This is a genomic window from Halopiger goleimassiliensis, assembly GCF_000455345.1.
In the GTDB taxonomy this organism is placed as follows: Archaea; Halobacteriota; Halobacteria; order Halobacteriales; family Natrialbaceae; genus Halopiger_A; species Halopiger_A goleimassiliensis.
In genome coordinates, this window is sequence record NZ_HG315690.1 from 2,080,929 (window position 1) to 2,107,525 (window position 26,597).

Consider the following 26,597-nt stretch of genomic DNA (forward strand, 5'->3'; position numbering starts at 1 on the left):
GTTCGCACAACAGTTGCACGTGCGACGAACGGAACGCGAACGTCGTCGACGACCTGTGACCGGACGCGGTCGCGACCGCAACCGGGGCCGCGTTCACTCGCGGCCGAACAGCCGCTCGCGCAGCGACCGCGACGTGGGACGCTCGGCGAGAACGACCGAACAGTCGACCTCGTGGACGATGTCGTAGGCGAGCGAGCCCCTGAGGAGCCGCGAAAGCAGACCTCGCTCGGTCGCGCCGATGACCAACAGCGAGTAGTCCGCGGCCGCGGATTCGATAGCCGTCTCGACGTCACCCGAGGCGTCGACGCGGATCGTGGCGTCCGAGAGGTCGTGTTCGTCGGCCCACTCGGTCAGGAACTGCTCGCCCGCGGTACGTTCGTCCTCGCCGTCGACGACGTGCAACAGCGTGATCTCCGAATCGAGCTGGTCCCGCAGGTCGCGGGCGACCTCGGCACTGAGGTCCGAGTCCGGACCACCGGCCGTCGGCACCAGCACGCGGTCGGTCTCGAGGCCGCGGTCGTCGAAGACGAGGAAGTCACAGGGGAGGTCGTGGGTGAGTTCGTCGAGCGGCCCCTCGACGCGGCCGGCCGACCAGGCGCGGTCCGGTCCCCAGCCCATGACCGCGGCGTCGGCGTTCTCGCGGCGGACCACGTCGAAGATTTCCTCGAACGAGCGGTGCGAGACCACGGTTTTGACGTCGACTGGGACGTCGAGCGTCTCCGTGCTCTTTCGGACCCCTTCCATCAATTCCTGGGACTCCGCGTCGATGCGCTGGACGTGGTCGGACCCCTCCTCGAGGGGAGTCTGGTCCGGGACCTCGACGATGTGGACGGCCGTGACCGACCCCTCGTTGGCCTTCGCGAGGACGCTCGCGAACGACAGCAGGTTGGATTCGGTCCGCGGATTCGATACCGGGACGACGACCGTGTACTCCCCGTTACCGGACGGTTTCGCCGCCGTCGCGGCCGTCACGGCGACGTCCGGCATCGCCTCCGACCGCGAGAGGATGTAGTTGCTCAGCACGCCCTCGCGGTCGGTCTGGTGGCGGGCATAGAGGCCGTACCAGAGGACGGCACCGACGACGAACACCATGCTGAGTGCGATCTCGATCTCCTTCATGAAGCCGATCAGGCCCAGGGAGAAGACGATCCCGAGGATCGGCGTGATCGGATACAGCGGCACGGTGAAGTCGGGATCGTAATCGGGCACGTCCGCTTCCCGGAAGACGATCAACGCCGCGTTGATGAGCGCGTAGACGACCAGATGGAGGATGCTCGCGGCCTTCGAGAGGACCTCGAGGTCGTCCCCGAGGACGACGATGAACAGCAGGATCATCCCGCCGGTGACGGCGATCGACCGGTACGGCGTCGCGAACCGCGGGTGGATCTCGTTGAGCCACGCGGTGACGATCTTGTCCCGACCCATCGCGAAGTTGATACGGGCGGAGGCCAGAATCGACGCGTTCGCGCTCGAGGCGGTCGCGAGCAACGCACCGAGCGTGATCGAGGTGACGCCGACGACGCCGAGGTTGGACTCGAAGATGATCTCTGCGGCGTCGGCCATCGGCGTCTCCTGGTTGATCGCGTCGTAGGGAATGATCCCGACGAGGAGACCGACGATGACCGCGTAGATGACGGTCGCGATGACGACGCTGCCGACGATCGCGATCGGGAGGTTCCGGCCGGGGTTTTTCAGTTCCTCGCCGATCGTCGCGATCTTCGCGTAGCCGAGGAACGAGACGAACACGAGGGCAGTGCCGGGCAGTATCTCGCCGTAGCCGAGCGGTGCGATGGTGTCGTCGACCATCACGGTCCCCCAGTCGAACGAGAAGAACCCGAGCACGGAGAAGACGGTGAGGATCGTCAGTAACAGGGCGACGATGGCGGTCTGGACGCCGCCGGTCTCTTTCGCGCCGATGTAGTTGACGCCGACGAACGCGAGGCCGGCCAGGAACGCACCGACCTGCACCTCCGAGAGGACGAGCGGACCGAGCACGATCGTCGGCAGTAACGCGACCTCGCCGACGAGCGGTAGCTGGACGGCGATACCGTCGAGGAACGTCGCAAGATAGCCGCCGAACCCGATGCAGTAGAAGGCGCTCGCGAAGGCCAGCCCCATCCAGTCGCCCATGCCGGAGATCGACCCGAACAGCGGCCCGAGCGCCCGGTTGATGTAGTAGTACGCGCCACCGGCTTTCGGCATCGCCGTGCCGAGTTCGCTCACCGAGAGTGCGTTGATCAGGGCGATCAACCCGCCGACCACGAACGAGAGCACGACGACGGGGCCGGCTTCCTTGGCCGCGACGCCCGGGAGGACGAAGATCCCTGCCCCGATCATCGTCCCGATACCGATCGCGAGGGCAGAGATCAGCCCCAGGTCCTTGGCCAGTTCCTCGTCGCTCATCGTACACCTCCGCTCCGGTTCGGAAAGCGAGAGCAACCTGTGTTACGTATCATGGTGGATAGAGAACTCCCTAGCTCGCGGTTCCGCCCACATACCGAACCGAAGCGTCACCTTCCCCTTAACTGATTTGTTTGCCGGCCGCGAGCGGCTGGATTTCCGGTAATCGTACACGATTCAAAACGGGGATTGTCGGGGCCTTCGACGGAGCGGTTCGGACGTTCCGGAACGAGACTCGAGGCCGTCAGCCCGCGTCTGCGGTCGAGTACGGGCGGCTCCGATCCGTCGGAGAGAATCACCACCGCTTACAATGGAGCGAATAGATACCCCGAGCAGATGCAGATAGTAATCGTTGGGGCAGGCGAGGTCGGCCGGTCCATCGCCCGCAATCTCGAGACGGCCCACGACGTGGTGGTGATCGATCGCGACGCGGGCGTGGTCGAGGACCTCACGTACTCCAGGGACGTCCTCGCGGTCCACGGTGACGGCACCGAACTCGGGACCCTCGAGGACGCCGACGTGAGGGGGGCCGATCTGGTCATCGCGTGTACGGACGACGACGAGGCGAACGTCGTCATCTGTGGCGCGGCCAAAACCGTCAGCGACGCGTTCACGATCGCGCGCGTCCGGAGGCGGGGGCTGCTCGAAACCTGGGAGGGGTCCCAGGGTGCGTTCGGCGTCGATTTCATGGTGTGTACGGACCTGTTGACCGCGCGGGCGATCGTTCGCATCTCGAACCTGCCGGGCACCCAGGACGTCGACACCTTCGTCGGCGGCCTCGTCAGGATGGCGGAGTTCGAGATCACGGCCGAGAGTTCGGTCGCCGGACAGACCGTCCAGGAGGCCGATCGGTACGACTCGCTGACGTTCGCCAGCGTCTTCCGGAACGACGAGATGATCGTCGCGACCGGCGAGACGGAACTCCGGGCCGGCGACCGCCTCGTGGTCATCGGCAGTTCGGAGTCGGTCGCCGACTTCGCCAGGGACATCGTCCCGACGGTGACCGACGACGGTAACGAGGTCGTCATCGTCGGTGCCAGCGAGGTCGGGTTCCAGGCGGCCCGCGAGTTCGAAGAGCACGGCTACCGGCCCCGCCTGATCGAACGCGACCACGAACGGGCCCGGGAGGCCGCCGAGAAGCTCCCGAACACGATGGTGCTCGAGAGCGACGCGACCGACTCCGAGTTCCTCGTCCGCGAACACGTCGACGAGGCGGACGTGGTCGTCGCCGCCCTGGACGGCGACGAGAAGAACCTGCTCGTGTCGTTGCTCGCGGAACGGATCGGCGTCGACCGAACGGTCGCCGTCATCGAGAACCTCCAGTACGCGGACCTGTTCGAGACCGTCGGCGTCGACGTGGCAGTCAACCCGCGCGAGGAGACCGCCGAGGAGATCGTCCGGTTCACCCGGGCCAACCACACGGAGAAGGTCGCCATGCTCGAGCACGACCGTGCCGAGGTCATCGAGTTCGAGGTCAACGCCGATAGCGCACTCGCGGGACGACCGATCGTCGAAGCGACCGACGAACTGCCCGACGGCGTCGTCGTCGGCGCGATCTCCCGGCAGGGGGACCTCGTGACTCCCCGCGGTGAAACCATCGTCCAGCCGGGCGATCACGTCGTCGTCTTCGTCGACGCGGCCGTCCTCGACGAGGTCGTCGAGGCGATCTAGATGCGACGGCTGCACGTCGACTGGCGGGCCGGGCTGAGCCTCGTCGGAACGCTGCTGGCCTTCCTCTCGGTCTCGTTCGTCGTGCCGATCCTCGTCGCGCTCGCCTACGGCGGGACCGATCTGTGGGTGTTCGTCGTCTCGATGGTCGCGACCGCCGGCTTCGGACTGGGACTGCGACGGCTCGATCCGGAACCGGATCCCGGTGCTCGAGAGGCATTCATGGTCGTCGCGCTGACCTGGCTACTCGCGGCAGTCTTCGGCGCGCTCCCGTACGTGCTCGCCGGTAATGGCACCGTCGCCCACCCGATCAACGCCCTCTTCGAGAGCATGAGCGGGATCACGACGACCGGGGCGACCGTCATGGGCGACATCTCCTTCGATACCCACTCGCGGGCGCTGATGATGTGGCGTCAGCTCACCCAGTGGCTCGGCGGGATGGGAATCATCGTCCTCGCGGTCGCCATCCTCTCGCAGATGGCCGTCGGGGGTGCTCAACTCATGCGCGCCGAGACACCCGGTCCCGGTGTCTCGAAGCTGACGCCCCACATCGCGGAGACCGCCCGCGTGCTGTGGATCGCGTACGTCGTGCTGACGGTGGTCTACATCGTCCTGCTGTTCGGACTCAACAAGTTGGGCGTTGCAGATGATATGGGCCTCTACAACGCCATCGCCCACGGGTTCACGACGCTTCCGACGGGCGGATTCTCCCCCGAAGCGCGCAGCATCGAGGCGTTCTCGCCGATCGTCCAGTGGCTCGTGATCCCGTTCATGTTCGCCGCCGGGGTCAACTTCGTGCTCTGGTGGCACGTCATCACCGGGGACGCGAAGACGCTGCTGCGGGACAACGAGTTCCGCCTCTACCTCGGCGCGACGGCCGTACTCTCGGTCGTCACCACGGTCGTCCTGTTCGTCTCCGCGATCGAGACGGAGAAGACCGGGATGATCGGCGGCCACCTCGAGCGATCGGCCCGGTACGCCACCTTCCAGATCGCGTCGCTGGTCAACTCCACCGGGTACGCGAACATGGACTTCGACGCCTGGAACGGGGCCGCCAAGGGGCTGTTGCTGTTCGCGATGTTCATCGGCGGCTCGACGGGATCGACCGGCGGCGGGATCAAGATCCTCCGGTGGCTCGTGATCCTCAAGTCGCTCCGCCGCGAGGTGTTCACGACGATCCACCCCGAGGCGGTCCGTCCCGTCCGGATGAACGGCCGCGTCCTCGACGAAGACGCGGTTCGGGGGATCTACGCCTTCACCCTGCTGTACCTCGTGATCTTCTTCGTCGGCGTCGCGCTCTTCGCCGCCGATGCCGCCCGCGCCGGACTGTTCGAGCTTCCCGAATTCGGGCTGATCGACGTCGTCAGCGCGTCGATCGCGACGCTCGGGAACATCGGTCCGGGACTGGGGACGATGACCGGGCCGATGGGCGGCTACCTCGAGTTCCCATCCACCTCGAAGCTCCTGATGATCCTCTACATGTGGATCGGCCGCCTCGAGATCTTCCCGGTGCTCGTCCTGCTGACGAAGGCCTACTGGACGGACTGACGCGAGGCGGTCGTCCGGCCTCGATTCGGTCCCTCGACGTCCGTCGCTCATCCGAGCACCCGTTCCCACAGGATCAGCGTCGGCGGCAGGACGACGATCGCCGTCACGTACGAGTAGATGACGCTGATGAACATCAGGAAGCCGAACTGGCCCAGAAGCGGCGTAATCGCGAGCACGAGCGATCCAGCACCACCGAGCGTCGTCAGCATCGATCCCGTGAGGGCACCGCCGGTCCCCCTGAGCGTAGTCAGCAGGGACTCGTAGGCGTCGTCGCACTCGTTGTACTCGTCGATGAACCGGTGGGTGACGTGGACGGAGTAAGCGACGCCGACGCCGATCGTGATCGACAGGACGGTCCCCGTCAGGGCGTTCAGCGGGACGTTCAACACCGGCATCGTCCCGCCGAGCACCGCGACGGTGACGACGATCGGCACCAGATTCGCCACGCCGAGCGAGGCCCGGCCCTCGAGGACGTGGTAGATCACCATCAGGAAGACGGCGGTGAATACCAGCGCGAGCGCGAGGCTGAGCAGCGAGGACTCGAGGATGAGCTGTGACACCTCGTGGAAGACGACGACTTCCCCGGTCGGCGTCGCCTCGAGGCGGTAATCGTCCGCGAGTTCCTCCGCGTCGTAGGTCACCTCGGCCTGGGTCGCGTCGGCCTCGACGGTGTAGACGATGCGGGTGCTGCGCTGGTCCTCGGTGACGTACTCGAGGGCCGCCTCGCTGGAGTCCGACGATAGCAGTTCGTCCAGGACGTGGCCGACGTTTCGGTCGGGGACGCCGTTACCGTTCACGTCGTTTTCCTCGAGCAACCGGGCGAACTCCCGATCCTGCTGGGCGTGGTCGTGCATTACGTCGACGACGCTCTCGCTGTCGGCGACGGTGCCGTCGGTGACGATCGTCGACGGCGGGTCCTCGCCCGCGCGATGGATAGACTCCAGGGTGTGATCGGCGTATATCGGCCCCTCGACGTAGATCGTCACCTGGTCGTCCTCGCCGCTCTCGAAGGTGTCCTCGAGGTAGTTGAGCGTCTCCGTCGCGGTGTACTCGGACGGTGCGAGCGGTCCCGGAGCGGCATCGACGTAGTCGGGCAACTCCTCGGGCGGCAGGAAGTCCTCCTGTTCGAACGTCGTATCGACGGTCGTCGCGTACGCGCCGGCACCGGCCGTCACCAGGAGCGCGGCCAGCAACATCGCGATCGGTGCGCGGTCGGCGAGGTGGGCACCGGCCGGAAGGGATCGGCCCAGCAACGAGTCCTCGGAGCCGATGGGCGTCGTCCCGAAGTCGGGAACGTCGTGGCGGTCCCGGAACCGGTCCAGCTCGACTTTCGCCGCTGGCAGGAAGACGCCGAAGATGAGGAACGTGAAGATGATCCCGACGCTCGCGACGAACCCGAAGTCCCGGATCGGCCCGAGTTCGCTGGTGACGTTCGCGCCGAAACCGATGACCGTCGTCCCGGTCACGATGAAGAAGGCGACGAGCAACTGCTCGGCCGCGTCACGCATCCCGTCGTCGATTCCGGCCCCCGCGACGCGCTCCTCGCGGTATCGGTTGACCGCGTGAATGCCGAAGTCGATCCCGATCGCCAGCAACAGTGGCGGGATCGCGATCATCATGTCGGTAAACGCGATGCCGGCGTGGCCGGTGAACCCGAACGTCCAGACGACGGCCATCACGAGCGCGATCAGCCCGAGTACCAGATCGAACGGATCCCGGTAGGCGACGATCAAAAAGACGAGGATGAGGACGATGACGACCGGAACGATGATGGCCAGCGAGTCCGCGATGACGTTCTCGAACTCCGCGTCGAAGATCCCGTTCCCGAAGACGACGAACTCGCCGTCCATCGAGGCGGCCGCCTCCTGTGCGCGGAACTGGACCGTCGCCTCGTCGACCCCGTCGGCGTGGGTCGCCGTCGCGATCGTCGCCGAGGCGTAGGGCTCCTGCGGCGAGAAGTCGTCGCTGAGCGAGGCTGCAAAGGCCGACTCCTCGCCCAGTTCCCGAACCGCCTCGCGCACCTCGCCGTCCGAGGCGTGCTCGAGCGTCCGGATCTGGGCCGACAGCGTGTCGGCCGTCGGATCGATCGACTGGGCGACGCCCTGGGCGCTGCTCGAGGTCTCGACGACGCGATAGTCGTCGTTTCCCTCGAGATGCTGCTGGAACTCGAGCATCCGCAACAGGGCGTCCCTGGTGAGGACGTTCTCGCCGCGGTGGATCAGCTGGGTCGTAGGACCCTCCTCTTCGAACGGCGGTTCGAACTCCTCGTTGATCCGGTCCTGTGCCTCCTGGGCGTCGACCCCCTCGACGAAGGTGTCGAGCCCTTCCTCCATCTCGATGCCGCCGAGACCGCCGGCGAACAGCGCCGTGACTAGCAGGAAGGCGACGATCACGGCCCGCGGCCGCTCCGTGATCCAGTAGTTGGAGGCGTCGAGCGTCCGCTGGAGGAGTCCGTCGGCCATCGTTTCAACGATCGCGGTCGATGGAGCGGTCGCCCTCGTCCTCGAGCGGGTCGTCGGTTCGCTCCCGACCACCGATCTCGCTCTCGTCGAACCCGGTCTCGGTTCCGGTCGACCCCTCGTCGTACTCGTAACTGCGGCCGACGCCACCGGAGCCGCTCGACGACCGCCGTTCCGCCGACGAGGAGCCACCGCCGACGTAGGGCAGTTTCGCGGCGTAGGGCGCGAGCCGGTCGCGGAACCACCACGTGGCGGCCGCGACGAACCCGAGGAGCCCGACGACGGCACCGACGGCGAGCGCCGAGAAGCCGTCGTCTTCGGGTTCGACGACCTCGATCGGCACGCGGTAGGTGTCCGTCAGCTGGGAGTTCGACCGTTCGTCGTCGTACCGGAAGTCCAGCTGGAGCCGGTAGGTCTGTGGCGTCGCGCCGTCGGCGACGGAGACCTCGAACGAGATCGTCGCGCTCTCGCCCGGGCCGAGTTCCGGCACGAACGGGTCGTCGTCCCCGCCGTCCAGGGGCTCGTTGGTGAACAGCTTCGGCTCGATGTCGGTGAGGGTCTCGTCTTTCTGATTGGTTATCTCGAGGTCGACCGTCCGGGTCTCGCCGGCTTCCTGGGTCGGCTCGAGGACCTCGACGGCGAACTCGTCGCGTTCGGGGGCGACGTCCAGGGTGAGGTCGACCGGATCGTTCGTCATCCGGACGTCGCCGTGGGCGTTCCGGTAGCGCACGTCGGCCTCGAGGATCCGCGGACCGGGTTCGGCCTCACCACCGACGCCGATCCGGAACTCGAAGGGGGCCGACTCGCCGGGTTCGAGGTCGCCGACCGCGTACTGGGTCTCGCGCGGGTAGACGTTCGAGGCCGCACCGAGTCGCTCGTCGGGGTTGACGGAGAGGTCGATCCCGTCGCCGTCCTCGAGAACGAGTACGCCGTTCTCGATCGGTTTGGGTCCGTGGTTGACGAGTTCGCCCGAGACCGTGCCGTCCTCGCCGACGTAGAGGTCGGTCGTCACCGACTTCACGTCGAAGGACTGTTCATGTACCGACTCGGCCCCGACCCGAAGCTCGCGGGAGGTGCGGTCGACGCCCTCGCCGTCCCGGAACTGGACCGTCATCGTGACGGGGTAGGTGCGAGCGACGGCGTCGTCGGCGAGTTCCATTCCGGCCTCGACCGTGACCGTCTCGTTGATCTCCCAGTCGCCGACGAACGCCTCGCTACCGCTCGTGAGTTCCGATTCGTCGGTCGTCGGCGTGATGGTCGCGAGGTTCTCGTCGGGCGAGTCGAACTGGACGACCGCGTCGGAGGCGTTCTCGACGCCCGTGTTCGTCAGTTCGACCGCGACCGTCCCCCGGTCGCCGACGACGAGGTCGGACGCGACGTCGCCGGTCTCGAACCGCGCCTGCTCGGCCACGATCAGTTCCACCGTCTCCGTGTCCGTGCTGGTAGAATCGTCGTCGTGCGTGTACTCGATCTCGGCCTCGAGGTCGTAGACGCCGGCCGTAGCGTTTTCGTCGACGGCGACCGTGAACGTCTCGGAGAGCAGCGTTTGAGCTGACATCTCCGGGAGCGCGGTTTCGTTCGTCTTCACGTCGACGGGCGCGCCGTCTTCGTGCAGTTGGATGGTCACGTCGCGGGCCTCCGTCGACGGGGCCTCGCCGACGTCGCTGTCGTCCTCGTACGGCGATGCACCGTTGCGAATCTCGAGTTCGAGATCGGTCTCCTCGCCGGGTTCGACGATGTTTTCCGGGGCGTACACGTCGAAGTCGGGTTCGTCGGATGCAGAAACGAGCAGCGGGGACCCGGCCAACAGCACCACGAACACCAGGGCGACGAGCTGGATCCGTCTCATTACCAGTCTGTTCCGACAGCTTACTTATCAACCTTACTATTACAAACCACAAGCTTGTTGTTTCTTCTGACCGAGGGTCGCGTATGGACGACGAGCGGGCCGAGTTACTGTCGGAACTCGGGCTCTCGAACTACGAGGCCCGTGCGTACGTAACGCTGGCCAGAAACGGGGCCATGACGGCCGACGACGTGGCCGACGAGTCGGGCGTGCCGACCGGACGGATCTACGACGTGTTGAACTCGCTGGTCGACCGGTCCCTCGCCAGGGCCGACGACGGTCGACCCCGGACCTATACGCACGTCGAACCCGGCGAGGCCGTCGGGAGGCTCCTCGAGCGCCGCGTCGAGGAACTCGAACAAGAGCGCTCGAGCTACGAACGGACGGCCGCTGCCGCCGAGGACGTCCTCTCGGACCTCCAGAGCGAGGCGAGCGGCGAGGGGTTCGCCACCAGCGCGCTCCACGACGACGCTGCCCGGGACCTCCTGCTCGAGCGATTCGCGGCAGCCGACGAGTCGGTACGGATCGCCATCGACACCGTCGACTTCGATCCCGAGTGGAGCCACCCCTTCACGAAACGCGTCGAGGACCTCCTCGAGGTCGGCATCTCGGTGCGACTGCTCGCGACCGACTTCACGACCGCAAGCGAGCGGACGAAAGCGTTGCTCGACGCCGGCCTCGAGGTCCGCCGTGCGGACGCCGTACCCAGCCAGCGGTTCATCGTCTTCGACGAACGGGAGGTCTGTCTCGAGGTGCCCAACCCTGCCGCCGAGAGCGAACTGCTGGCCGTCGTCAACTTCCGGGACGAAGACCTCGGCGGGCGACTGGCCGACAGTTTCGACGATCTCTGGGCGGACGCGGAACCGCTGTCGCTCGAGGGCGACGAAAGCGCAGCCGAATCCCCCGGGGACGCCGCGTAACGCCCGATTCACTGGATTTCGAGACGACTCGATCGCCGGAGGAGCTACGCCGACATCGAACGACGTATATGGCAGTGCGAACGGGTTTCTGTCATGACAGATGACGCGATCACCTTCCGCCTCAACGGTATCATCGCCCTGCTGCTCGCCGTCTTCGCTCTCCAACTCGTGACGGTATTCTCTGGGGACGTGTTGATCCCGGCAGGGGTGAACGCCCTCATCATCATTGGCATCCCGGGACTCGCACTGGCCACGATTTACCTGCTCACGTAACGACCCGGTCGGAATCCCCACGCCCGACCTGCCGGTCGGCCCGCTGTTGGATTCGGGTACAGACGAGTGACAGTCGTCGTTCGAACCCGGGTTGTGGCCGATCAGACGCCGAACGTCGCCCGGAGCATGTCCCTGGTTCCGGGGCCGAGTCCGACCGCGACGACGGTGATCATCAGGAGGTACGCGTAGCGGGGGCTCTCCTCGAAGACCTCCTCGTTGAAGATCCAGACGACGACGACGGCCGCCGCCAGTTTGACCAGCAGGAACGGCCACGCCTGTCCGGTGACGTCGGTGACGTACTGGGGCAGCAGCGACCCCGTCAGATCGACGATGGCCGCGTTGATCGGGTGTTTCGGCACCAGGTTGGACGCGTGGCCGAACGCCGTCGCCCAGTCGAGACCGATCACGTTCGCGACGCCGTCGACCGCGTGCGCCCAGATGACGACGATCCCCATGTACCGCGTCCCGTCGTTGATCCAGGGTGCGAGTCGATCGATCAACAGCCAGACGATCGCCGTCGCGAGCGTCGCCCCACCGAGGGTCGTCAGCAGCAACAGCCCGTAGAACTCGGCGTAGGGCTTAACCGCCGCGAGATAGCTCAGGTACGCCAGCGTCGTCGCGAGCAACGTCGCGCCGATGCCGAAGAGGGGATACTCGTAGCCCGAGACGACGTCGCGGCGCTCGAGCCAGATCGAGACCACGAGCGCGACGAGCGCGACGACGAAGACGACGAAGTAGATCAGCGGGCTGATCAGGAGGCCCGACCAGGGGAGTTCGATCGCGAGTTCGCCCGTCTCGCGGTAGGCGGCGACGTTCGAGTCCTCGACCACGCGAAGAGCGCCGCCGAACAGCATGAACGGGAACAGTCCGTAGAAGCCCGCCCGGTAGCGCTGGATGTCCAGCCGGCGGATCAGGAGGACGATCCCGATCACGAACAGGATAAGCGTCGGGATGTAGCCGGCGTAGGAGACGAACGTGTAGCCGGGTTCGGCGAACGGACCGTCGCTCGGGCTCGCTCGAGCGCCCTCGATCTGTTCGCCGCCGGCCCAGGCGACCTCGCTCCAGCCGTGTGCGTCGGCGACGACCGGTCCCCAGTAGTACTGCCAGATAATGTCGATGTAGACTCGCTGCGGGAAGGCGTAGGCGGCCAGCGCGACCGCAGCAGCGAGCGCGAGGACGGCAGCGGCCCAGACTTTCAGCGGGCCGTACCGTTCGATCCGCTCGTACATATTGGACACCCGTTGCGGCGGGTGCTTACCGTTTCCGGTTTCCGACGTGTTCAGGTCCGGTCCTCGATCGCGCGGGCCGCCGCGAGCACCTCGTCGTGTACCGCGCCGTTCGAGGCGACCAGCCCCTCGCTGTCGTGTTGCCAGCGCTCGCCTTCGAGGTCCGTCACCGTCCCGCCCGCCTCGCGGACCATGGCGACGCCCGCGACGGTGTCCCACGGGTTCGCGTGCAGGTTCGTGAACACGCCCTCGAGCGTGCCGGTCGCGACCATCCCGAGCTCGAGCTGGGCACAGCCGTACCGGCGCAGGTCGCCGAAACGGGTGACGAGTTCCCGCGCGGCGGCGGCGTACTGGTCGCGCTGGTCGTAGTCCCACCAGAACGTCGGACAGACGGTCGCGGCTTCGGGATCGGTGCAGTCGCTCACCGTGACCGGCGTCCCGTTGAGAAACACTCCCTCCGGGCCGACGCGGAAGGTATCCGACAGCGCGGGACAGACGGTTGCGGCGGCGACCGGTTCGCCGTCGACGACCGCCGCGACGGCGGTCCCGAACGTTCGCGAGCCGTCGACGTAGTTGTTCGTCCCGTCGATCGGATCGACGATCCAGGCCGGACCCTCCTCGGGGACCTCCTTCAGCGCACCCTCCTCCTCGCCGACGATGGGATCGTCGGGGAACGTCTCGGTGATCACGTCGATGACGGCCGCCTGGGCGTCGCGATCGGCCTGCGTGACGACGTCCGTCTTCCCGTCCTTGTGTTCGACGTCCAGTCCCGTCCGAAACGCCGCACCCGCGATCTCGGCACCGGCTTCGGCGGCCTCGCGGGCGACGGTCGCTCGTCGCGTCGGCTGGTTCATAGTCGCCGTCGGGGTGCCCCGGGAAAAGAAGTAGCGATTTTCGCGCCCCGTCGGTCCCGTGACACCTATCTCCAGGGCCAAGGCGGTGAGGCATCCGGAGACACGGCTCACGACGGCAAATCCGCCAGTACGTTTATAGTATCACGCCGGCCCGTAACGAACGACGTTCGACGGGAATTCGTATGCACGGTTACGGACCGACGCGCGGGGAGTGGGGAAGCGGACGGCGTATCGACGGGGATCGACCGAGCGGCGTGGGGAACCAGCATGACACGACGTGACACTCGAGACGGCAGCCTGGACGGACGCGGGGCCAGTCCCCAGCGGTCATTTCACGTGCTGTACGTCGACTCAGACTGTGATCGGTGCGCCAGAATCGACGACGCTCTCGATCCGGCCTACCGGGTTACGACGGTCGAATCGTTCGCGGGCGCACGCGTGGACAGCTTCGAGGACGTCGACGCCGTCGTCGTCGGCGAGGACCTCTCGGCCCACGGCGGAGACGCCGTTCTCCGGTCACTGGAGGACGACGGGTCGACACGTCCCGTTCTCGCGTTCGGTCCCGAACCCGATGCCGACGCGTTGCGAACCCTGCTCGAGTTCGAGCACGCCGACCTGCTGGTGCGCTCGGGGGACGACCTCGCATCGACCGACCTCGAGCGACTCCGGGAGCGCCTCGAGGAGTACTATCAGCGCTCGATCTCGGACGTCCGCGAGACCGTCCTCGAGATCGCCAGTTCGCTGATGGGCGCTGCGCCCGACGAGATCGACGTCGAGATCGAGTGGGGCCTCCAGTTGATCGGGAATCGCCTCGACGCCGACCGCTGTCTGGTCTTTACCCTGGAAGACGGCGTCTTCGAACGGACCCACCAGTGGGACCACCGCGGCAGCCGTCGCGATGACGACGGTCAGATCCCGGCGAACTCGTTCCCCGGCTACGACTCGCTGCAGGCGTTCGACCCCTACGCCGTCCCCGGCAACGACGGCGTCGACGTCGAGGTTCCCGAGGGGTTCGTCGGGTCGATCGTCCAGACGGTCCACGACGACCGCCCGGCCGACGCCCGACCGGCGACCAGACGCTACCTCCAGAACCGAAACCTCGAGTCGTTGCTGGCCGTCCCCATCGTCATCGACTGGGAACTCCGCGGCGCGATCGTCGTCGAGCAGGACACCCGACGGCCCTGGCCCGTCTCCCTCCAGCAGCAGGTGACCACGCTCGGGGAACTGATCGGCCACACCCTCGAGCGAGAACGGCGACGGCGTGAACTCGCCCGGCAGAACGAGCGCCTCGAACGATTCAGTTCCGTCGTCAGCCACGACCTCCGGAACCCCCTCAACGTCCTCACCGGGTACGCCGAACTCGTCGAGGAGACCGGCGATCCCGACTACATCGACGACGTCCTCGTCTCGGCACGACGCATGGAGACGATGATCGACGACCTGCTGGCCCTCGCTCGCGACGGGAGAGACCTCGACGAGCGCGAGCACGTCGTCCTCGCGGACGTCGTCGAGCAGGCCTGGAACGGCGTCAGGACGGACGACGCGACGCTCGAGACGCGCGACCTCGGCTCCGTGGAAGGCGATCCCGCTCGCCTTCGGCGACTCTTCGAGAACCTCTTCCGAAATGCCGTCGAGCACGCCGGCCCTGCGGTTACCGTTCGCGTCGAAGGGACCGACGACGGGTTCGCCGTCGAGGACGACGGTCCGGGCATCCCGCCAGACGAGCGCGAACAGGTCTTCAACGAGGGCGTGACGATGGGCGGCGGAACCGGCCTCGGCCTCGCCATCGTCGATACGATCACCACCGCACACGACTGGGAGGTCACGGTCGAGACCGGCGACCTCGGCGGCGCACGGTTCGCGTTCCGAACCGATACCGGGGCGACGTTCGGCTCGGGGCAGTAACCCGACGGGCCACGGCTCGAGAAGGAGTCGACACTCCCCGACTCGTTTACTTCCGCAGAAGTGATGCGAGGGCAAGACGCTCCGTCTTGCCGCACTTGTGCAGTGCGAGGGGAGGGAATCGAACCACCGCCGGGAACCTGCGCTTCGCGCAGAACCCCGGCGTCGTTCGATCCCTCCTGCATCTCGCTCAGCACGTCTTGTGCTTCGCTGCGAAGCGAGGGGAGGGAATCGAACCACGGTCGCGGGAAACCTGCTCCCTGATTCGAGGTTCGCAAAGCGAACTTCGAACCCACGAACTACGGGAAGACGATCACGCTCGCTCCGCTCACGCGCTGCGACTTCCCTGCCTTCGCTCGCTTCGCTCACGAAGACCCTACGAGAGCGGATCTCGAGTTACGTCGCTATTGGGTCGTCGACTTCCGCAGAAGTGATGCGAGGGCAAGACGCTCCGTCTTGCCGCACTTGTGCAGTGCGAGGGGAGGGAATCGAACCCACGAACCCCTACGGGAGCGGATCTTGAGTCCGCCGCCGTTGACCGCTTGGCTACCCTCGCACGCGTCACCAGTTCCGTCGTTCGACGGGCGGCGGGGTATGCGTCCAGAGCTACGGGATGGGGACTACAAACCAGCTACGATATCGGACGACCGCGGCGGCACGCGAGCGAGCAGGACCAGGTAGCATCGGACACGTCCGGCTCCCGCCACCTGCCGGGAACCCGTCAGGACTCGAGACCGACGTCGACCCCGTCTCCTCGCCGACACGGCCCGGAAACGCGATCGCTCCACCGAAACCGAGGACTGCTCGCCTCGAGCCCAGCGAGCCGGACCGGACGATTCGGCCCGAAAAGGGTCCTGGAACGTCCCTCAGGCCAACCGCCGGTAGTCGGTTCCGTGGGACGAACGACGGGACAGTGTCACTCACTCGCATTCGACACGCGTTCGGAAATACGACGCGGACAGTTCGTTCGTCGCGCAACACCGTACACACCTGGTCGTTTTTGAACGGCGGTGTCGCAACGCTAATCGATCGTGGAACGCTGTCTCACACAACGTTTATTGAATTACCCCTCCTCCGATTAGGTATGTACGCTGTGAGTTCCAGCGAGTCCCGAATCGGTGGTCGGACGAGTGCTGACGTCGCCTCCACCTTCACATTCGGGAAATTCTTCAATAAACTCACAGCACGAGGCCCCAATTGGACGAACTGGCCGACCCTCTCCGTTCGCCGCAGGTCAGTCCGGTATCGTCCACCCCATCACCCATCGGCCTCGGGTCACGGCCATCGCCCCTAAGCGATGAGCACCTCACAACACCCGGTCGCCCTCCGCCTCGAGCGACTGGTAGGGGGTGACGCCAAGCTGCTGGCGCTGGTGATGATGCTGCCGTTGATCGACGGCGTCTTTCCCGCCCTGATCCTCGCCGGGGCGCTCGACGATCCCCTGAGTGCCGTGCAGGTCGGGCTGCTGATCTTCGGCGGCAGCGCCACCGTCGCGGTCATCCTCGCGGAGATGTCCGGGACGCCGCGCGAGCAGGCCACCGTCGTCCTGCTGGTCGGCATCCCGCTCATCCTGCTGGCGGGCGTTCAGGCCGCTCTCGCACCCGCGATCGGAAGCGTCCTCGACGACGCGATCATCACCCGGTTTGCGGCGCTCGTCATCCTCGCCATCGCGGCCAAAACCGCGAGCGCCACCATCGGCGAGTACCTCCCCAGTCCCGGGGTCATCATCGGGCTCGGCCTCGTCGCCAGTATCGACCTGAACGGCGTCGCCTTCGTCGTCCTCGACGACCTCACGCTCGTCGCCAACGCCGTCCTCGCGGCCGGCATCGGCGTCGCCTTCGCGCTCGCCATCGCACTCGGCGGGCCGTACCTCCGACAGTACATGGACCTCGATCGGTTCCGCTTCGGCAGCGCCGTCGCGCTGGGGCTGCTCCCGCTGTCGTTGCTCGGGATGGCGTTCGGCCAGGCTCCGCTCGCCGCGCTCGTCGTCGCCGGCCTGTTCGCACTGGATATTCCCCTCGAGTGGCGCACCGCCGACGGGGAACTCGAGGCCGAGGAGGCCGACCCCGAGGAGGACGCTATCGGCGTCCGCGAACTGGGGACGCTCACCGACGGCGGTAACGAGACCGAACCGGTCTTCGGCGGCTGGGTGGCCTCCCGCCCGGAGGAAGACGAACCGGCCCAGGACGACGTCGCCCCCGACGACTCGAGCGAGGGCGACGGGCGCGCGCCCTGGCTGTAGTCACCGGTTGTGACAGGTCCGAGTTAGTGGCCGCTCGAGCGGGCCGTTGTAGGCCGACGACACGAGACCGATCGTGGTCAGGCCGTCGTCGAAGTCGGGGACGCGATCCAGGTTCGATAGTCCGAATCGAAACCGCTTTAGGCCCCATCCCCCAACGTGGACTCGAGGGGTCGTGGCCAAGCCAGGGATGGCGACTGACTCCAGAGGCACCGCGCCCGGGACGACACTCCAGACTGATATACTGATCGGGCACCTGATCAGTGTCCGTGTGATGACCCTCTGGAGTTCCGAGGCGCACCGGAGATATCAGTCGATCGGGGGTTCAAATCCCTCCGACCCCATACTTCTGTCGCGAGCAAATTCGCGAGCGACAGGTATGTCGCGGAGGGATTTGAACTAGACGAGACGCGCACAGCGAAGCGAGCACGTCTCGGCGTGGTTCAAATCCTCCGACCTCATTTCTCGTCCCTGCGAGTCGGCTGGACGACGTCGAGAGTCGGATCCCCATAGTCTATCCGCCCCATCAAGCGACCGACACCGACGTTCGCGATACGCTCGAGAAGCGGGACGTTCGGGCCGACGGTGAACAGCGTTCGAGCGAGAATGACCACTTCATCCTGAAAGAGGCCGACGGCATTCTCGAGTCCATCGAGCGGGACGGCCTCACTCGCGAGCAGTGACTTCCGACGTCGAGACGTCGGGTACCGGACACGAAACGCGGGAAATAGCGCGTCGGCTTCACCAGCAGGCTTTTGCAACGCACACCTGTATGCTCGAGCATGACCCTCACGACCGACGATTTCACCGAATTCCTTGACAGGGACCCCGAGGACGACGAGGAGGTCCCCCTCGGTGATGCACTCTAGGAGCTGGCCGTGGATGTCGAGATGGATTCCGTCGAAGCAGTTCGGGACGTTCGCGAACGGTTATGAGGCTCTTTCTCGACACGAACGTTCTCGTCGCGGCCGTCGTCCGGGATACTGAACGGTCCGATGCTGCCGTCACAGCACTCAACGAGTCCGACGAGACGTACACGTCCATGCTGAATCTCATGGAGCTTCGAACCGTCCTCGCGAAAAAGAAACGGGTCGAGCGGGATCACGTCGAGTAAATCGAAAAGCGAGTGTCGGCCCGGACGACGGTTACGTTCCCGGACGCCTCCGACTTCGTTGAAGCGAACCGTCTCTAGGAGGAGACGCTACTGTACCCGATGGACGCGATTATCCTCTCTGCAGCGAACGCCGTCGATGCGACGCTCGTCACCTTCGATGGCGAGCTTCGAGAACACGGGGCGAAAACACCGCAAGACGTCATCTAATCGGATCGCTCGCAGAACCATCCGAAATACGGGCGGTTCGAGCGCGGTTACGACGATCGCCTGTTTCAGGGACCCCAGCTCGTCGGGTACGGCTTTTCTGGCGGCTCGATCACCGCCGAGCCGTATCGACCGTCGGTCGCACCGAATCACCGCGGCAACGACTCCCGAGTGATCTGCAGTCTCGAGCGGACCGGCGTCGAGTGTGACCTCGAGACCGATCGGACCGATCGCGCCGACGGGGCAGTGATGGACCAGGCCCTGTCGACCCGCGTCACGTCGCCCGAGCCGAAGACCGGCCATCGATATCGGTCCGATTCGAGTCAACGCGACGGCAACAACGATCCGCCGGCACTGCTACCGAACCGCGGGACGGGAGGATCCCGAGGCGAATCCCCCACGCGCAGACGACCAGTCAGGGGTCGCTCCGTTCCTCGTCGATGAGTTCCGCCTCGTCGATCTGTCGTGGCGTCGGCGCTTCACAGCCACAGACGTTGTTGGGACTGATCGGGTAGACGGACCCGTCGTCTCGAATCCACACGGTAAAGAGTTCACCGCAGTCCTCACAGACGCCGAGGGCCTTCTCTTTGGTCTCATCTCGAGTAGTCACTGAACTGCGCCGTTCCGAGTACAACCACAAGGATTGCCAGACGGAAAATACCCGGGTCATCGGGCCACCGAATCGATCCCTCACCGGACGGAACTGATCGAGACGAAAGCGAACTCTCGGATCGGCTCCCGGGAAGGGGGCAACCGGACTCCAGGGGCCGCACTCGATCGTCGGTGACCGATCCTCGACCGCGCGGAGGGACCGACCGACAACTAACGGCGAGTGCTGACTGAAACGTCCGTTTCACTCTGCGTCGGTTTTTATACACGGTGGTGAAACGTTCGAGTCATGCATCGACGGACGATGGTGACCGCAGTGGGGATCGCGATGGGTGCGATCGCCGGCTGCTTGAACGACGATTCGACAGGAACCGGAACCCCGGGGGACGACGGCTCCGACGGCGAGGACACCGATGGACCGATTCGCGAGCGATTCGCGGACGAACCCTCCCGCCCGGAGTGTGAGAAAGAATCCGAGTCGGTCGAGATCGAAATGGGTGACGAGACGGACACCGCGGAGACCGCGGCGACGATTCCCTATCCCGACCCGCCGACCGAGGTCACCGGTGAGGCCGTCCTCGAGTACCTCGAAGCGTTCGACGAGGCGTACCTCACCCACGACATCCTCTGTAACGATCGGCGGTCGGGAGCGATCCTCTCGATCGGGTACAGTCTGGAGCGACGGGAGACGTTCGACTGGTACGACGACGTGACGGTCGTCTTCCTGCAGCGGGCCGCCGGCGCGACCAGCGGGGTCGACGAGGACGGTATCATGTGGCAAGCGGACATCGGCTACAGCAGTGTCGTCTACGCCATCGACGAAACAGGCCTAGTGAGAGCCGAGGTCGACGACCCGATCACCGGCGACGAGGACCTCGAGTCACAGCTACCGGATCCGCTCGAGGCGGGGACGCTGGTCGCGGCCTTCGAGTGACGCGGAGGACGAAAACGGAAGTACAACCCTGGCCGAATCAGGCGTCCGCAGTGCTGGTATCGACGCCGTCGTCGCCGTCGATTCGGACGAAGCCGTAGTCACAGTCGGGGCAGTGCCACTTGACCTTCTCGCCGAGGTGCAGCGTCGTACTCGCGGCCCGGTAGAAGGTCTTGGATTCGCCGCACTCGGGACAGTCGTGCTCGAGTTCCATGGCTCTGTGCTGGCGTTGGAACCGAGGCGTGTTTAACGTACTGTTTCCGGCGTGGACCGTAACGTGGCCGAATCCGTGCCCGCTAGTCATTAAGTTTCGGCCGTCCGTCCTGACACCCATGTCGATCTACACCGGCCGCGGCGACGACGGGGAGACGGACCTGCGGGACATGACCCGCGTTTCGAAGGCTAGCGCGCGAATCGAGGCCTACGGAACCGTCGACGAACTCAACGCGCTCATCGGAACCGTCCGCCCGACGGGCTACGAGGACGTCGACGAACGACTGCGGACGGTCCAGAACCACCTTCACGTCGTGCAGGCGGACTTCGCGAACCCTGATCCCGAAGAGGACGACCCCGTGATCCGGGCCGAGCACGTCGAGACCGTCGAGGCGTGGATCGACGAGTACGACGAGGAACTCGAGCCGCTGACGTCGTTCATCCTGCCGACGGGCAGCGACGACGGCGCACGACTGCACCACGCCCGGACGGTCTGTCGGCGTGCCGAACGCCGCGCGGTCGCACTGGCGTCGGAGGAGGAGATCAACGAGCAGGCGGTCCAGTACCTCAACCGGCTTTCGGACGGCCTGTTCACGCTCGCGCGGGTCGTGAACCAGCGCGACGGCGAGCCGGAAGAAGCGCCGCAGTACTGACCCACGCGTAGGGCGGTAAGCCTACAGCCGCGCCACCACGACCGGAACGGTAGACGGAACGGGAACTCCGGCCGAGAGCCGCTCGATCAGCTGACGAAGAGCGTCTCCCGAGTCGCCGTTTCGATGAGCGTCCAGGCGGCCTGGAGGTTCTCTCCCGGTTCGATCCGGTCCCGAGAGCGGTCGTACCGGATCACGTTCGCGTCCGCGAGCAGCGGCAGGTGGGTGTGATGCAGTTCGATCTCGAGGGAACGGCGGGAGCGATCGCCGTCGTTCGTCGTCTCCTCGAGCAGATGGGCCGTCGCGTCCCCGACCCCGATCGAGGCTCCACGATCCGCCAGGTGTGTACAGAGCAAGCGACGATCCCGATCCGACAGCGCCGTAAACAACACGTCGTGGCGATGGGTATGTGTCGTCGCAGTAAAAATCCGATGGTTGGAACCGTAAGCAATCGACCTTGCTCTCCAGGGTTTTATCCGTTACCGGCGGCGGAACACCGACTCGATCAGGGAGGCGATCGCCCGACGTAACCGTTCCGAGACGGATTGGGAGGAGATTCCGAGTCGATCGGCGAGTTCCGTCTGGGTCGCCGATCGGGGGACGTCGAAATAACCCGCTTCGTACGCCAGTAGCAGCGCTTCCCGTTGTCGTGGCGAAACTTCCGGCAGGGTCAGTTCGTCGGGATCAGTTCGCTCGTAGAGCGACAACAGCGTGAACGAACAGCCCAGTTCGGCGTACGCCCGGCGGTAGGAGAGGAGGGTCTCTCGATCCGGAACGCACATCCGCATCCGCCACCCCTCCTCGGTGCCGATGGCCTCGAGAAGTATCACGTCGTCCTCGGCCCACGACGAGAACGTCGTCCGTCGTCGGCCGGTCGCCGTCAGATCGACCCGGTAGAGGTGCTGTGAATCGACCGAATCGAGCCGGACCGGGTTCGTAACCGTCGGATCGGCTTCGAGTGCCCGGTCGAACGACTCGACGTCAGTCCCGGACATCCAGAACAGCAGTCGAACGGTATCGTCGATCCGATACCGTTCCTCGTTCCGAAGCGTCACCTCATCGCACGTCGTCAGCGTCCGCTGGAGTATCGACGACCCGACGAGGTATTCGGCGACCAACACGGGTAAAGAATTAGGCCCAATATTTATAAATCTCTTTTAATGAACGATGTGAGGAAACGACGGATCGACACCCGAAATAGCGCGCTCTCGACGGGTTTCGGGCCGTCGACCCGAGGACTCGAGCGCGACGGTCGTCCGCTCGAGTCGCCGTCTGCTGATCGGTCCCGCGTCAGGCCCGACGCGGGATTCCTGCGGCCGATGGCGGTCGGCCCTGCGACAGGGCTATATCCTCGCGACGCCTCTCAATACCTGATTGTTCCATGAGCAAGCACTTCCACGACAGCCGGTACTACCTCCAGCGCGCCGTCCACCACGCCGTCCTCGGCGTCCGCGAACACCTCGATCCCCACCTCGAGCGCGTTCGGACTCGTCTCGGATCCGAACCCGAACCGGAGCCCGAACCCAGCCGCCTCGAGACCGTTCGCGAGGACGTCGTCGCCCTCGAGCGAGGCGTCGAACGCCGAGCGCGCGAGACGGTCGCCGAGGCTCGAGCGCGCGTCGATGCTCGCCGGCCCGACGGCCGGTGAAAGGAAGCCTTAAGTCGACCGCACCGATACTCCCTCGTGCGGGTTGGTGATCTAGTCCGGTTATGATACCTCCTTCACACGGAGGAAGTCGGCAGTTCAAATCTGCCCCAACCCATTTTTGCCGACGCAACGACGAGGAGCACAGCGACGAGTCCGCGTCGGCAAAAATTGTCCGGCAGATTTGAACTAGACCGAGGTTCTGCGAGCGAAGCGAGCAGGTTCTCGGGCGGAGTTCAAATCTGCCCCAACCCACTCGAGTCGTTCGTGAGGTGGACCAACCCAGTCTCCACGCCGTATCACCACCGCATTTCCACGTTTCCGTCGGCGTCCCACCTGCACTTGTTTCTCTCAACTGCATCCTCGGGACCACTCACGGAGATCGTCTCGTCGTCGACTCGCAGAACGTACCCGGCTCCAAACTCGTCTACCGCCCACGTGGTTTCCGCCGAGAGTTTCTCCGTTTCCACTTCGACGTCTATCGTTCCGTACCGGTAGTCCACTTCGGGAGGAAGATCGACCAGTTCCTCGGAAGGGAGGTCGAACTCGTCTACAAAGAAGCGATCGCCACCAGCACTCAAGCGAAGGGTGATCTCCCGCTGTTCCGCCGCTTCATTTACGACGGCCAAACCGAGATCTAATGCCGTTTCTGGATACGCCTCCTCGAGTCGAAGCGAATACCCGCTCCCCTCCGACTCGAGAACTGGCTCGTAGTACGCGACCGGTTCGTCGGATCCGCTTAGATACGAGCTGTCGGTATCCATCACCTCGTCGAGAACCAGCGGCTCGTCACTCTCGTAGACGTCGTCGTCGAGTGCCGCGCTGACCTCCTTCGCTGCGGGGTCTGGTAATGACGTGATCGCGAGTATCGTCTGCGAACAGCGTTCGTACGGTTGTTCATCGCTCGAAGTCCCGGGTCCAGTATCCACACATCCTGCGAGGAGATTTGGAAGGGGAATAGCAGCACCAGCGAGGACCGTGCGGCGGTTCATATCCACACGACCGGTGGGGTGGGTAAGTGTTTTCTCTCGTGTGAGAGATCGACGACACGTGACGGGTCGTGAGCGGATCGCCGAGTGTCGGTTCCACACATCTCGGCGGTGAAGACGACCGAAAGCCGGGGTTGCAACGGGAGAACCGACAGTCGAAGCGCCTCCCGCCCGGAGACGCCGATGTTGGTGCGGTACCGGAGCATCACTCGAGCGCGCCCGAATCGAACGGCAAAAGAACCCGAGTCGACTCGGACGAGGTATGGAGGTGCTCGGCCGGCTGCTCGCGCTACTCGTGATCCTGTTGGTGGGGACCGGCCTCCGGACGGTCGGCGTGCTAGATCACGGGCGGACGGCGCGGCTGAACGCGGCGGCGTACTACGTCGCGCTGCCGGCGCTGATCTTCGTCTCGACGTACGACCAGGCGATCGACGAACTGGTCTCGGTGCCGTTGCTCGCGGGGCTGGTGGCCGTCGTCCTCGCGACGGCGGGCATCGCCTGGTTCGTCCACCGGCGTCGCGCCTCGAGCGCACGCCGGAGCGTGGCCATCGTCCAGTCGTATCACTCGAATCTCGGCTATCTCGGATTGCCGCTGGTCGCCGCGACGTTCGACGCTGAAATCACGGCCATCGCGAGCGTCGTCCTGGGCGTCGTCACGCTGGTGCAGTTGCCGCTGACCATCGTCGTCCTCTCGACGCTCAACGGAGCCGACGCCGCGCTGGGGAACCAGCTTCGGGGCCTCGCCACCAACCCCGTGTTGCTCGCGCTGTTCGCCGGGCTGGCGCTGGGCTCGAGCCCGATCACTGCGCCGACGGTCGTCGCCACGGGCCTGGACGTGATCGGCGCGTTCGCCCTGCCGCTCGCGTTGCTGTGTGTCGGCGCGTCGCTCGAGGTCGATCGCCCGTCGATCGATCCGGGGGCGACGGGATCAGTGATCGCACTGAAGATCTGCTGTATGCCGCTTCTCGCGTGGTTCGTCTTCGGCGCGCTCTCGGTCGATCACGCGACGTTCACGGCCGCGGTCGTGATGCTGGGCACGCCGACGGCCGTCTCCACGTTCGTCTTCGCGAACGCGCTGGGCGGCGATCGGCAGTTCGCCTCGTTGAACGTGTTCACGACGACGCTGGCCTCGATCGCGACGCTGTTCGTCCTCATCACCGCCGTTGGGTAACGGCGACGGTGGCGACGAGCGCCGCGACGGACGCTAGCCGAAGAAGAACCGCTTCACGCGACCGAGGACCCCTGGTTCGGACGCCTCGTCGTCGTCCGGTTCTGCTTGTGCGTCGGAATCGATCGATCCCGCCAGCGGACCCGCGTCCTCCGTTCCAGACGAGTCGTCGGACGTGACCGTCCCGTCGGCGGAATCGCCGACCGTCTCCTCGAGGTCGTCCATCGTGAGGTCGATCTCGCCGACGTCGGGCGTCGATTCGCGGTCCGGGTCGGTCTCGGCGGCGCGGACGTCCGCGCCGGTGATCTCGGTACGCTGGGCGCTCTCGAGTCGATCGGCGATCTCGTCGGGTGACGGTTGCGTCGCGTCCCCATCCCCGTCGGCCGACTGCGATGGGTCGTCCTCACCGTCGGTAGTGGCTTCGGCCGTCGACTCCCGTTCCGCCTCCTCGACCAGGGAGTCGGCGGCCGACGTCGACTGTGCCTCCGCCGACGAATCCGCCCCGTCGCTCGCGCCGTCGGCGTCGCGCTGTTCGCTTGCCGCGGGTTCGGCGTCGTCCGTTCGTTCGACGGTCCTGACGGCCGATTCCTCGTAGGTCATCGTCTGTCCGCCGTCGTCGGGGGTCGACCCCGGCGTTTCCTCGAGCGAGTTCAGGATGTCGTCGACGCTCTGGTCGGAGACGACGCGACGCGGGCCCCCACCTGGCTCGAGGGAATCCGTGCCCGGTTCGTCGTCGGTGGAGTCGGCGTCCTCGGCCGACGACGGTCGGTGTGATTGCTCGTCGCCCATCGTTCGCCAATGTCGACCCCGACACCATAACCTTTCCCCCACAGGAACGTCGCGATAATTGAACAGACACGAACGCTGAGACCTTCGGCGAGAATCGGGGGCAGTCGGGCGGCTGGTCGCGACTGCTACTCGGCGAGGGACGGCCGGAAGAGGACGACGTTGACGATGGCCCCGACGAGGACGAGCGCCCCGGCGAAGTAGAGCCAAGTGACGAACAACAGCACGGCACCGACGGCCCCGTAGGCCTGGTACCGGCCGGCGTTGGCGGCGTAGAGCTGGAAGCCGGCCTGGAGGAGCACCCAGCCGACGGCGGCGACCAGCGTTCCAGGGAGGATCTCGCGGATCGTGACGCGAACGGGCGGCAGGACGTAGTAGATCGGCAGGAAGACGATTACGAGACCGACGAGGAGCGCGAGCCAGCCCAGAACGCCAGCGAAGGGGAGATCGTGAGCGACGAGCCCCAGCACCGCGCCGACGCCGACCATCAGCGCCAGGCCGGTCGCGATCGCCAGGACGACCGTGATACCGTCACGCAACTGCTCGAGCAGCGGATCCCTGGCAGCCTCGTCGTAGACCCTGTCGAACGCGAGGCTGAGGCCCCGGAACACCTTGAGCCCGCCCCACGTCGCGACCAGCAGGGCGACGACGGTGGCCTCGGCGCGGCCTGCCTCGGTCGTCAGCGTCGTGACGAGCAACTCCTCGCCGGCCGCCGGGAGGAAATCGCCGGCCAGCAGGACGAGCCGTTCCGCGAGCGCTTCGCCGCCGACGAGCGAGCCGACGACCAGCGCGAGCAACACCAGCGGGAGCAACGAGACGAAGGCGTAGTAGGCGACCCCGGCCGCGAGAAACGTGAGTTCGCGATCCGTAGCCGTCCGGTAGACCGACTCGAGGAACGCCCTGGCGTCCATACCCGCTGTACGAACCGGACCACTAAGTACGTGGGATTCCGT

The 26,597-nt window shown here is 65.8% G+C and carries 22 protein-coding genes, 3 tRNA genes and 1 pseudogene; 13 read left to right on the forward strand and 13 right to left on the reverse strand.

The genetic code is table 11. The features are described from left to right. Positions 1 to 93: 93 nt before the first annotated feature. Positions 94 to 2,403, reverse strand: a complete 2,310-nt coding sequence (locus TX79_RS10245) for an amino acid permease (RefSeq protein WP_049927349.1) — start codon at positions 2,401 to 2,403, stop codon at positions 94 to 96. A 333-nt stretch (positions 2,404 to 2,736) separates the two neighbouring features. Here TX79_RS10245 and trkA point away from each other — a divergent pair, with 333 nt between their 5' ends. Beyond that, positions 2,737 to 4,071: a Trk system potassium transporter TrkA gene (gene trkA / locus TX79_RS10250; protein WP_049927350.1), complete on the forward strand. Its 1,335-nt coding sequence runs from the start codon at positions 2,737 to 2,739 to the stop codon at positions 4,069 to 4,071. Then, on the forward strand, positions 4,072 to 5,616 hold the full coding sequence (locus TX79_RS10255) for a TrkH family potassium uptake protein (protein ID WP_049927352.1): 1,545 nt from the start codon (positions 4,072 to 4,074) through the stop codon (positions 5,614 to 5,616). Between the two features lie 47 nt (positions 5,617 to 5,663). Here the strand turns inward: TX79_RS10255 and TX79_RS10260 are convergent, their stop codons facing one another. Together TX79_RS10260 and TX79_RS10265 are read right to left on the reverse strand one after the other, a co-directional pair. Continuing rightward, entirely contained in the window at positions 5,664 to 8,078 is a 2,415-nt protein-coding gene (locus tag TX79_RS10260) for an efflux RND transporter permease subunit (RefSeq protein ID WP_049928352.1), read from the reverse strand. A gap of 4 nt (positions 8,079 to 8,082) precedes the next feature. Continuing rightward, complete coding sequence (locus TX79_RS10265; protein ID WP_049927353.1) at positions 8,083 to 9,924, reverse strand: COG1361 S-layer family protein; 1,842 nt, start codon at positions 9,922 to 9,924, stop codon at positions 8,083 to 8,085. 83 nt (positions 9,925 to 10,007) lie between these two features. On the opposite strand from TX79_RS10265, the gene TX79_RS10270 reads away from it, so the two are divergent. Together TX79_RS10270 and TX79_RS10275 are read left to right on the forward strand one after the other, a co-directional pair. After that, positions 10,008 to 10,841 carry a TrmB family transcriptional regulator gene (locus TX79_RS10270; RefSeq protein WP_049927354.1) on the forward strand — a complete coding sequence of 278 codons (834 nt, stop codon included), beginning with the start codon at positions 10,008 to 10,010 and terminating at the stop codon, positions 10,839 to 10,841. Between the two features lie 93 nt (positions 10,842 to 10,934). Continuing rightward, positions 10,935 to 11,114, forward strand: a complete 180-nt coding sequence (locus TX79_RS10275) for a hypothetical protein (RefSeq protein WP_049927355.1) — start codon at positions 10,935 to 10,937, stop codon at positions 11,112 to 11,114. A gap of 101 nt (positions 11,115 to 11,215) precedes the next feature. Here TX79_RS10275 and TX79_RS10280 read toward each other — a convergent pair whose 3' ends face one another. Continuing rightward, complete coding sequence (locus TX79_RS10280) at positions 11,216 to 12,343, reverse strand: DUF63 family protein (RefSeq protein ID WP_049927356.1); 1,128 nt, start codon at positions 12,341 to 12,343, stop codon at positions 11,216 to 11,218. Positions 12,344 to 12,393: 50 nt separating this feature from the next. Then, positions 12,394 to 13,194: an inositol monophosphatase family protein gene (locus TX79_RS10285; protein ID WP_049927357.1), complete on the reverse strand. Its 801-nt coding sequence runs from the start codon at positions 13,192 to 13,194 to the stop codon at positions 12,394 to 12,396. Between the two features lie 267 nt (positions 13,195 to 13,461). Between TX79_RS10285 and TX79_RS10290 the strand changes: the two genes are divergently transcribed. Continuing rightward, entirely contained in the window at positions 13,462 to 15,099 is a 1,638-nt protein-coding gene (locus TX79_RS10290; protein ID WP_081655530.1) for a GAF domain-containing sensor histidine kinase, read from the forward strand. A gap of 470 nt (positions 15,100 to 15,569) precedes the next feature. On the opposite strand, the gene TX79_RS10295 is transcribed toward TX79_RS10290, so the two are convergent. Beyond that, positions 15,570 to 15,652, reverse strand: a tRNA-Leu gene (locus TX79_RS10295). 741 nt (positions 15,653 to 16,393) lie between these two features. Here TX79_RS10295 and TX79_RS10300 point away from each other — a divergent pair. The 3 genes and pseudogenes from TX79_RS10300 (at position 16,394) to TX79_RS20095 (ending at position 18,656) form a co-directional block, all read left to right on the forward strand. Then, complete coding sequence (locus TX79_RS10300; RefSeq protein WP_049927360.1) at positions 16,394 to 17,338, forward strand: DUF5794 domain-containing protein; 945 nt, start codon at positions 16,394 to 16,396, stop codon at positions 17,336 to 17,338. Between the two features lie 166 nt (positions 17,339 to 17,504). Then, positions 17,505 to 17,679: transfer RNA gene (locus TX79_RS19305), tRNA-Trp, on the forward strand. Positions 17,680 to 18,266: 587 nt separating this feature from the next. Beyond that, positions 18,267 to 18,656 (forward strand): annotated as a pseudogene (locus TX79_RS20095) (type II toxin-antitoxin system VapC family toxin). 412 nt (positions 18,657 to 19,068) lie between these two features. Here the strand turns inward: TX79_RS20095 and TX79_RS10315 are convergent. Continuing rightward, positions 19,069 to 19,263: a hypothetical protein gene (locus TX79_RS10315; RefSeq protein ID WP_049927362.1), complete on the reverse strand. Its 195-nt coding sequence runs from the start codon at positions 19,261 to 19,263 to the stop codon at positions 19,069 to 19,071. 288 nt (positions 19,264 to 19,551) lie between these two features. Between TX79_RS10315 and TX79_RS10320 the strand changes: the two genes are divergently transcribed. Next, complete coding sequence (locus tag TX79_RS10320) at positions 19,552 to 20,196, forward strand: hypothetical protein (protein WP_049927363.1); 645 nt, start codon at positions 19,552 to 19,554, stop codon at positions 20,194 to 20,196. Positions 20,197 to 20,233: 37 nt separating this feature from the next. On the opposite strand, the gene TX79_RS19680 is transcribed toward TX79_RS10320, so the two are convergent. After that, entirely contained in the window at positions 20,234 to 20,407 is a 174-nt protein-coding gene (locus TX79_RS19680) for a DUF7838 family putative zinc beta-ribbon protein (RefSeq protein ID WP_195892485.1), read from the reverse strand. Between the two features lie 118 nt (positions 20,408 to 20,525). Here TX79_RS19680 and TX79_RS10325 point away from each other — a divergent pair, with 118 nt between their 5' ends. After that, complete coding sequence (locus TX79_RS10325) at positions 20,526 to 21,059, forward strand: cob(I)yrinic acid a,c-diamide adenosyltransferase (protein WP_049927364.1); 534 nt, start codon at positions 20,526 to 20,528, stop codon at positions 21,057 to 21,059. An 86-nt stretch (positions 21,060 to 21,145) separates the two neighbouring features. On the opposite strand, the gene TX79_RS10330 is transcribed toward TX79_RS10325, so the two are convergent. Beyond that, positions 21,146 to 21,448 carry a DUF7344 domain-containing protein gene (locus TX79_RS10330; RefSeq protein WP_049927365.1) on the reverse strand — a complete coding sequence of 101 codons (303 nt, stop codon included), beginning with the start codon at positions 21,446 to 21,448 and terminating at the stop codon, positions 21,146 to 21,148. A gap of 87 nt (positions 21,449 to 21,535) precedes the next feature. Next, positions 21,536 to 22,177 (reverse strand): helix-turn-helix domain-containing protein, encoded by a 642-nt coding sequence (locus TX79_RS10335; RefSeq protein WP_049927366.1) that lies wholly within the window; start codon positions 22,175 to 22,177, stop codon positions 21,536 to 21,538. Positions 22,178 to 22,437: 260 nt separating this feature from the next. On the opposite strand from TX79_RS10335, the gene TX79_RS10340 reads away from it, so the two are divergent. After that, positions 22,438 to 22,704 (forward strand): DUF7553 family protein, encoded by a 267-nt coding sequence (locus TX79_RS10340; protein WP_049927367.1) that lies wholly within the window; start codon positions 22,438 to 22,440, stop codon positions 22,702 to 22,704. A gap of 40 nt (positions 22,705 to 22,744) precedes the next feature. Beyond that, a tRNA-Val gene (locus tag TX79_RS10345) sits at positions 22,745 to 22,819 on the forward strand. A gap of 181 nt (positions 22,820 to 23,000) precedes the next feature. Here the strand turns inward: TX79_RS10345 and TX79_RS10350 are convergent. Next, positions 23,001 to 23,693: a hypothetical protein gene (locus TX79_RS10350; RefSeq protein WP_154660498.1), complete on the reverse strand. Its 693-nt coding sequence runs from the start codon at positions 23,691 to 23,693 to the stop codon at positions 23,001 to 23,003. 259 nt (positions 23,694 to 23,952) lie between these two features. Here TX79_RS10350 and TX79_RS10355 point away from each other — a divergent pair, with 259 nt between their 5' ends. After that, a complete protein-coding gene (locus TX79_RS10355) occupies positions 23,953 to 24,861 on the forward strand; it encodes an AEC family transporter (protein WP_049927369.1) in 909 nt (302 codons plus the stop codon). Positions 24,862 to 24,894: 33 nt separating this feature from the next. Here the strand turns inward: TX79_RS10355 and TX79_RS10360 are convergent, their stop codons facing one another. Together TX79_RS10360 and TX79_RS10365 are read right to left on the reverse strand one after the other, a co-directional pair. Then, entirely contained in the window at positions 24,895 to 25,647 is a 753-nt protein-coding gene (locus tag TX79_RS10360; protein ID WP_049927370.1) for a hypothetical protein, read from the reverse strand. A 125-nt stretch (positions 25,648 to 25,772) separates the two neighbouring features. Beyond that, positions 25,773 to 26,555 (reverse strand): YihY/virulence factor BrkB family protein, encoded by a 783-nt coding sequence (locus TX79_RS10365; RefSeq protein ID WP_049927371.1) that lies wholly within the window; start codon positions 26,553 to 26,555, stop codon positions 25,773 to 25,775. Positions 26,556 to 26,597 lie beyond the last annotated feature (42 nt).

Bases quoted from the DNA above. Each gene is read 5' to 3' on its own strand.
- TX79_RS10350 (WP_154660498.1), bottom strand. From the start codon at position 23,693: ATGAACCGCCGCACGGTCCTCGCTGGTGCTGCTATTCCCCTTCCAAAT.
- TX79_RS10285 (WP_049927357.1), bottom strand. From the start codon at position 13,194: ATGAACCAGCCGACGCGACGAGCGACCGTCGCCCGCGAGGCCGCCGAA.
- TX79_RS10280 (WP_049927356.1), bottom strand. From the start codon at position 12,343: ATGTACGAGCGGATCGAACGGTACGGCCCGCTGAAAGTCTGGGCCGCT.
- TX79_RS10260 (WP_049928352.1), bottom strand. From the start codon at position 8,078: ATGGCCGACGGACTCCTCCAGCGGACGCTCGACGCCTCCAACTACTGG.
- TX79_RS10255 (WP_049927352.1), top strand. From the start codon at position 4,072: ATGCGACGGCTGCACGTCGACTGGCGGGCCGGGCTGAGCCTCGTCGGA.
- TX79_RS10275 (WP_049927355.1), top strand. From the start codon at position 10,935: ATGACAGATGACGCGATCACCTTCCGCCTCAACGGTATCATCGCCCTG.
- TX79_RS10340 (WP_049927367.1), top strand. From the start codon at position 22,438: ATGAGCAAGCACTTCCACGACAGCCGGTACTACCTCCAGCGCGCCGTC.
- TX79_RS10365 (WP_049927371.1), bottom strand. From the start codon at position 26,555: ATGGACGCCAGGGCGTTCCTCGAGTCGGTCTACCGGACGGCTACGGAT.
- trkA (WP_049927350.1), top strand. From the start codon at position 2,737: ATGCAGATAGTAATCGTTGGGGCAGGCGAGGTCGGCCGGTCCATCGCC.
- TX79_RS10355 (WP_049927369.1), top strand. From the start codon at position 23,953: ATGGAGGTGCTCGGCCGGCTGCTCGCGCTACTCGTGATCCTGTTGGTG.
- TX79_RS19680 (WP_195892485.1), bottom strand. From the start codon at position 20,407: ATGGAACTCGAGCACGACTGTCCCGAGTGCGGCGAATCCAAGACCTTC.
- TX79_RS10300 (WP_049927360.1), top strand. From the start codon at position 16,394: ATGAGCACCTCACAACACCCGGTCGCCCTCCGCCTCGAGCGACTGGTA.
- TX79_RS10270 (WP_049927354.1), top strand. From the start codon at position 10,008: ATGGACGACGAGCGGGCCGAGTTACTGTCGGAACTCGGGCTCTCGAAC.
- TX79_RS10325 (WP_049927364.1), top strand. From the start codon at position 20,526: ATGTCGATCTACACCGGCCGCGGCGACGACGGGGAGACGGACCTGCGG.
- TX79_RS10360 (WP_049927370.1), bottom strand. From the start codon at position 25,647: ATGGGCGACGAGCAATCACACCGACCGTCGTCGGCCGAGGACGCCGAC.
- TX79_RS10245 (WP_049927349.1), bottom strand. From the start codon at position 2,403: ATGAGCGACGAGGAACTGGCCAAGGACCTGGGGCTGATCTCTGCCCTC.
- TX79_RS10265 (WP_049927353.1), bottom strand. From the start codon at position 9,924: ATGAGACGGATCCAGCTCGTCGCCCTGGTGTTCGTGGTGCTGTTGGCC.
- TX79_RS10290 (WP_081655530.1), top strand. From the start codon at position 13,462: ATGACACGACGTGACACTCGAGACGGCAGCCTGGACGGACGCGGGGCC.
- TX79_RS10320 (WP_049927363.1), top strand. From the start codon at position 19,552: ATGCATCGACGGACGATGGTGACCGCAGTGGGGATCGCGATGGGTGCG.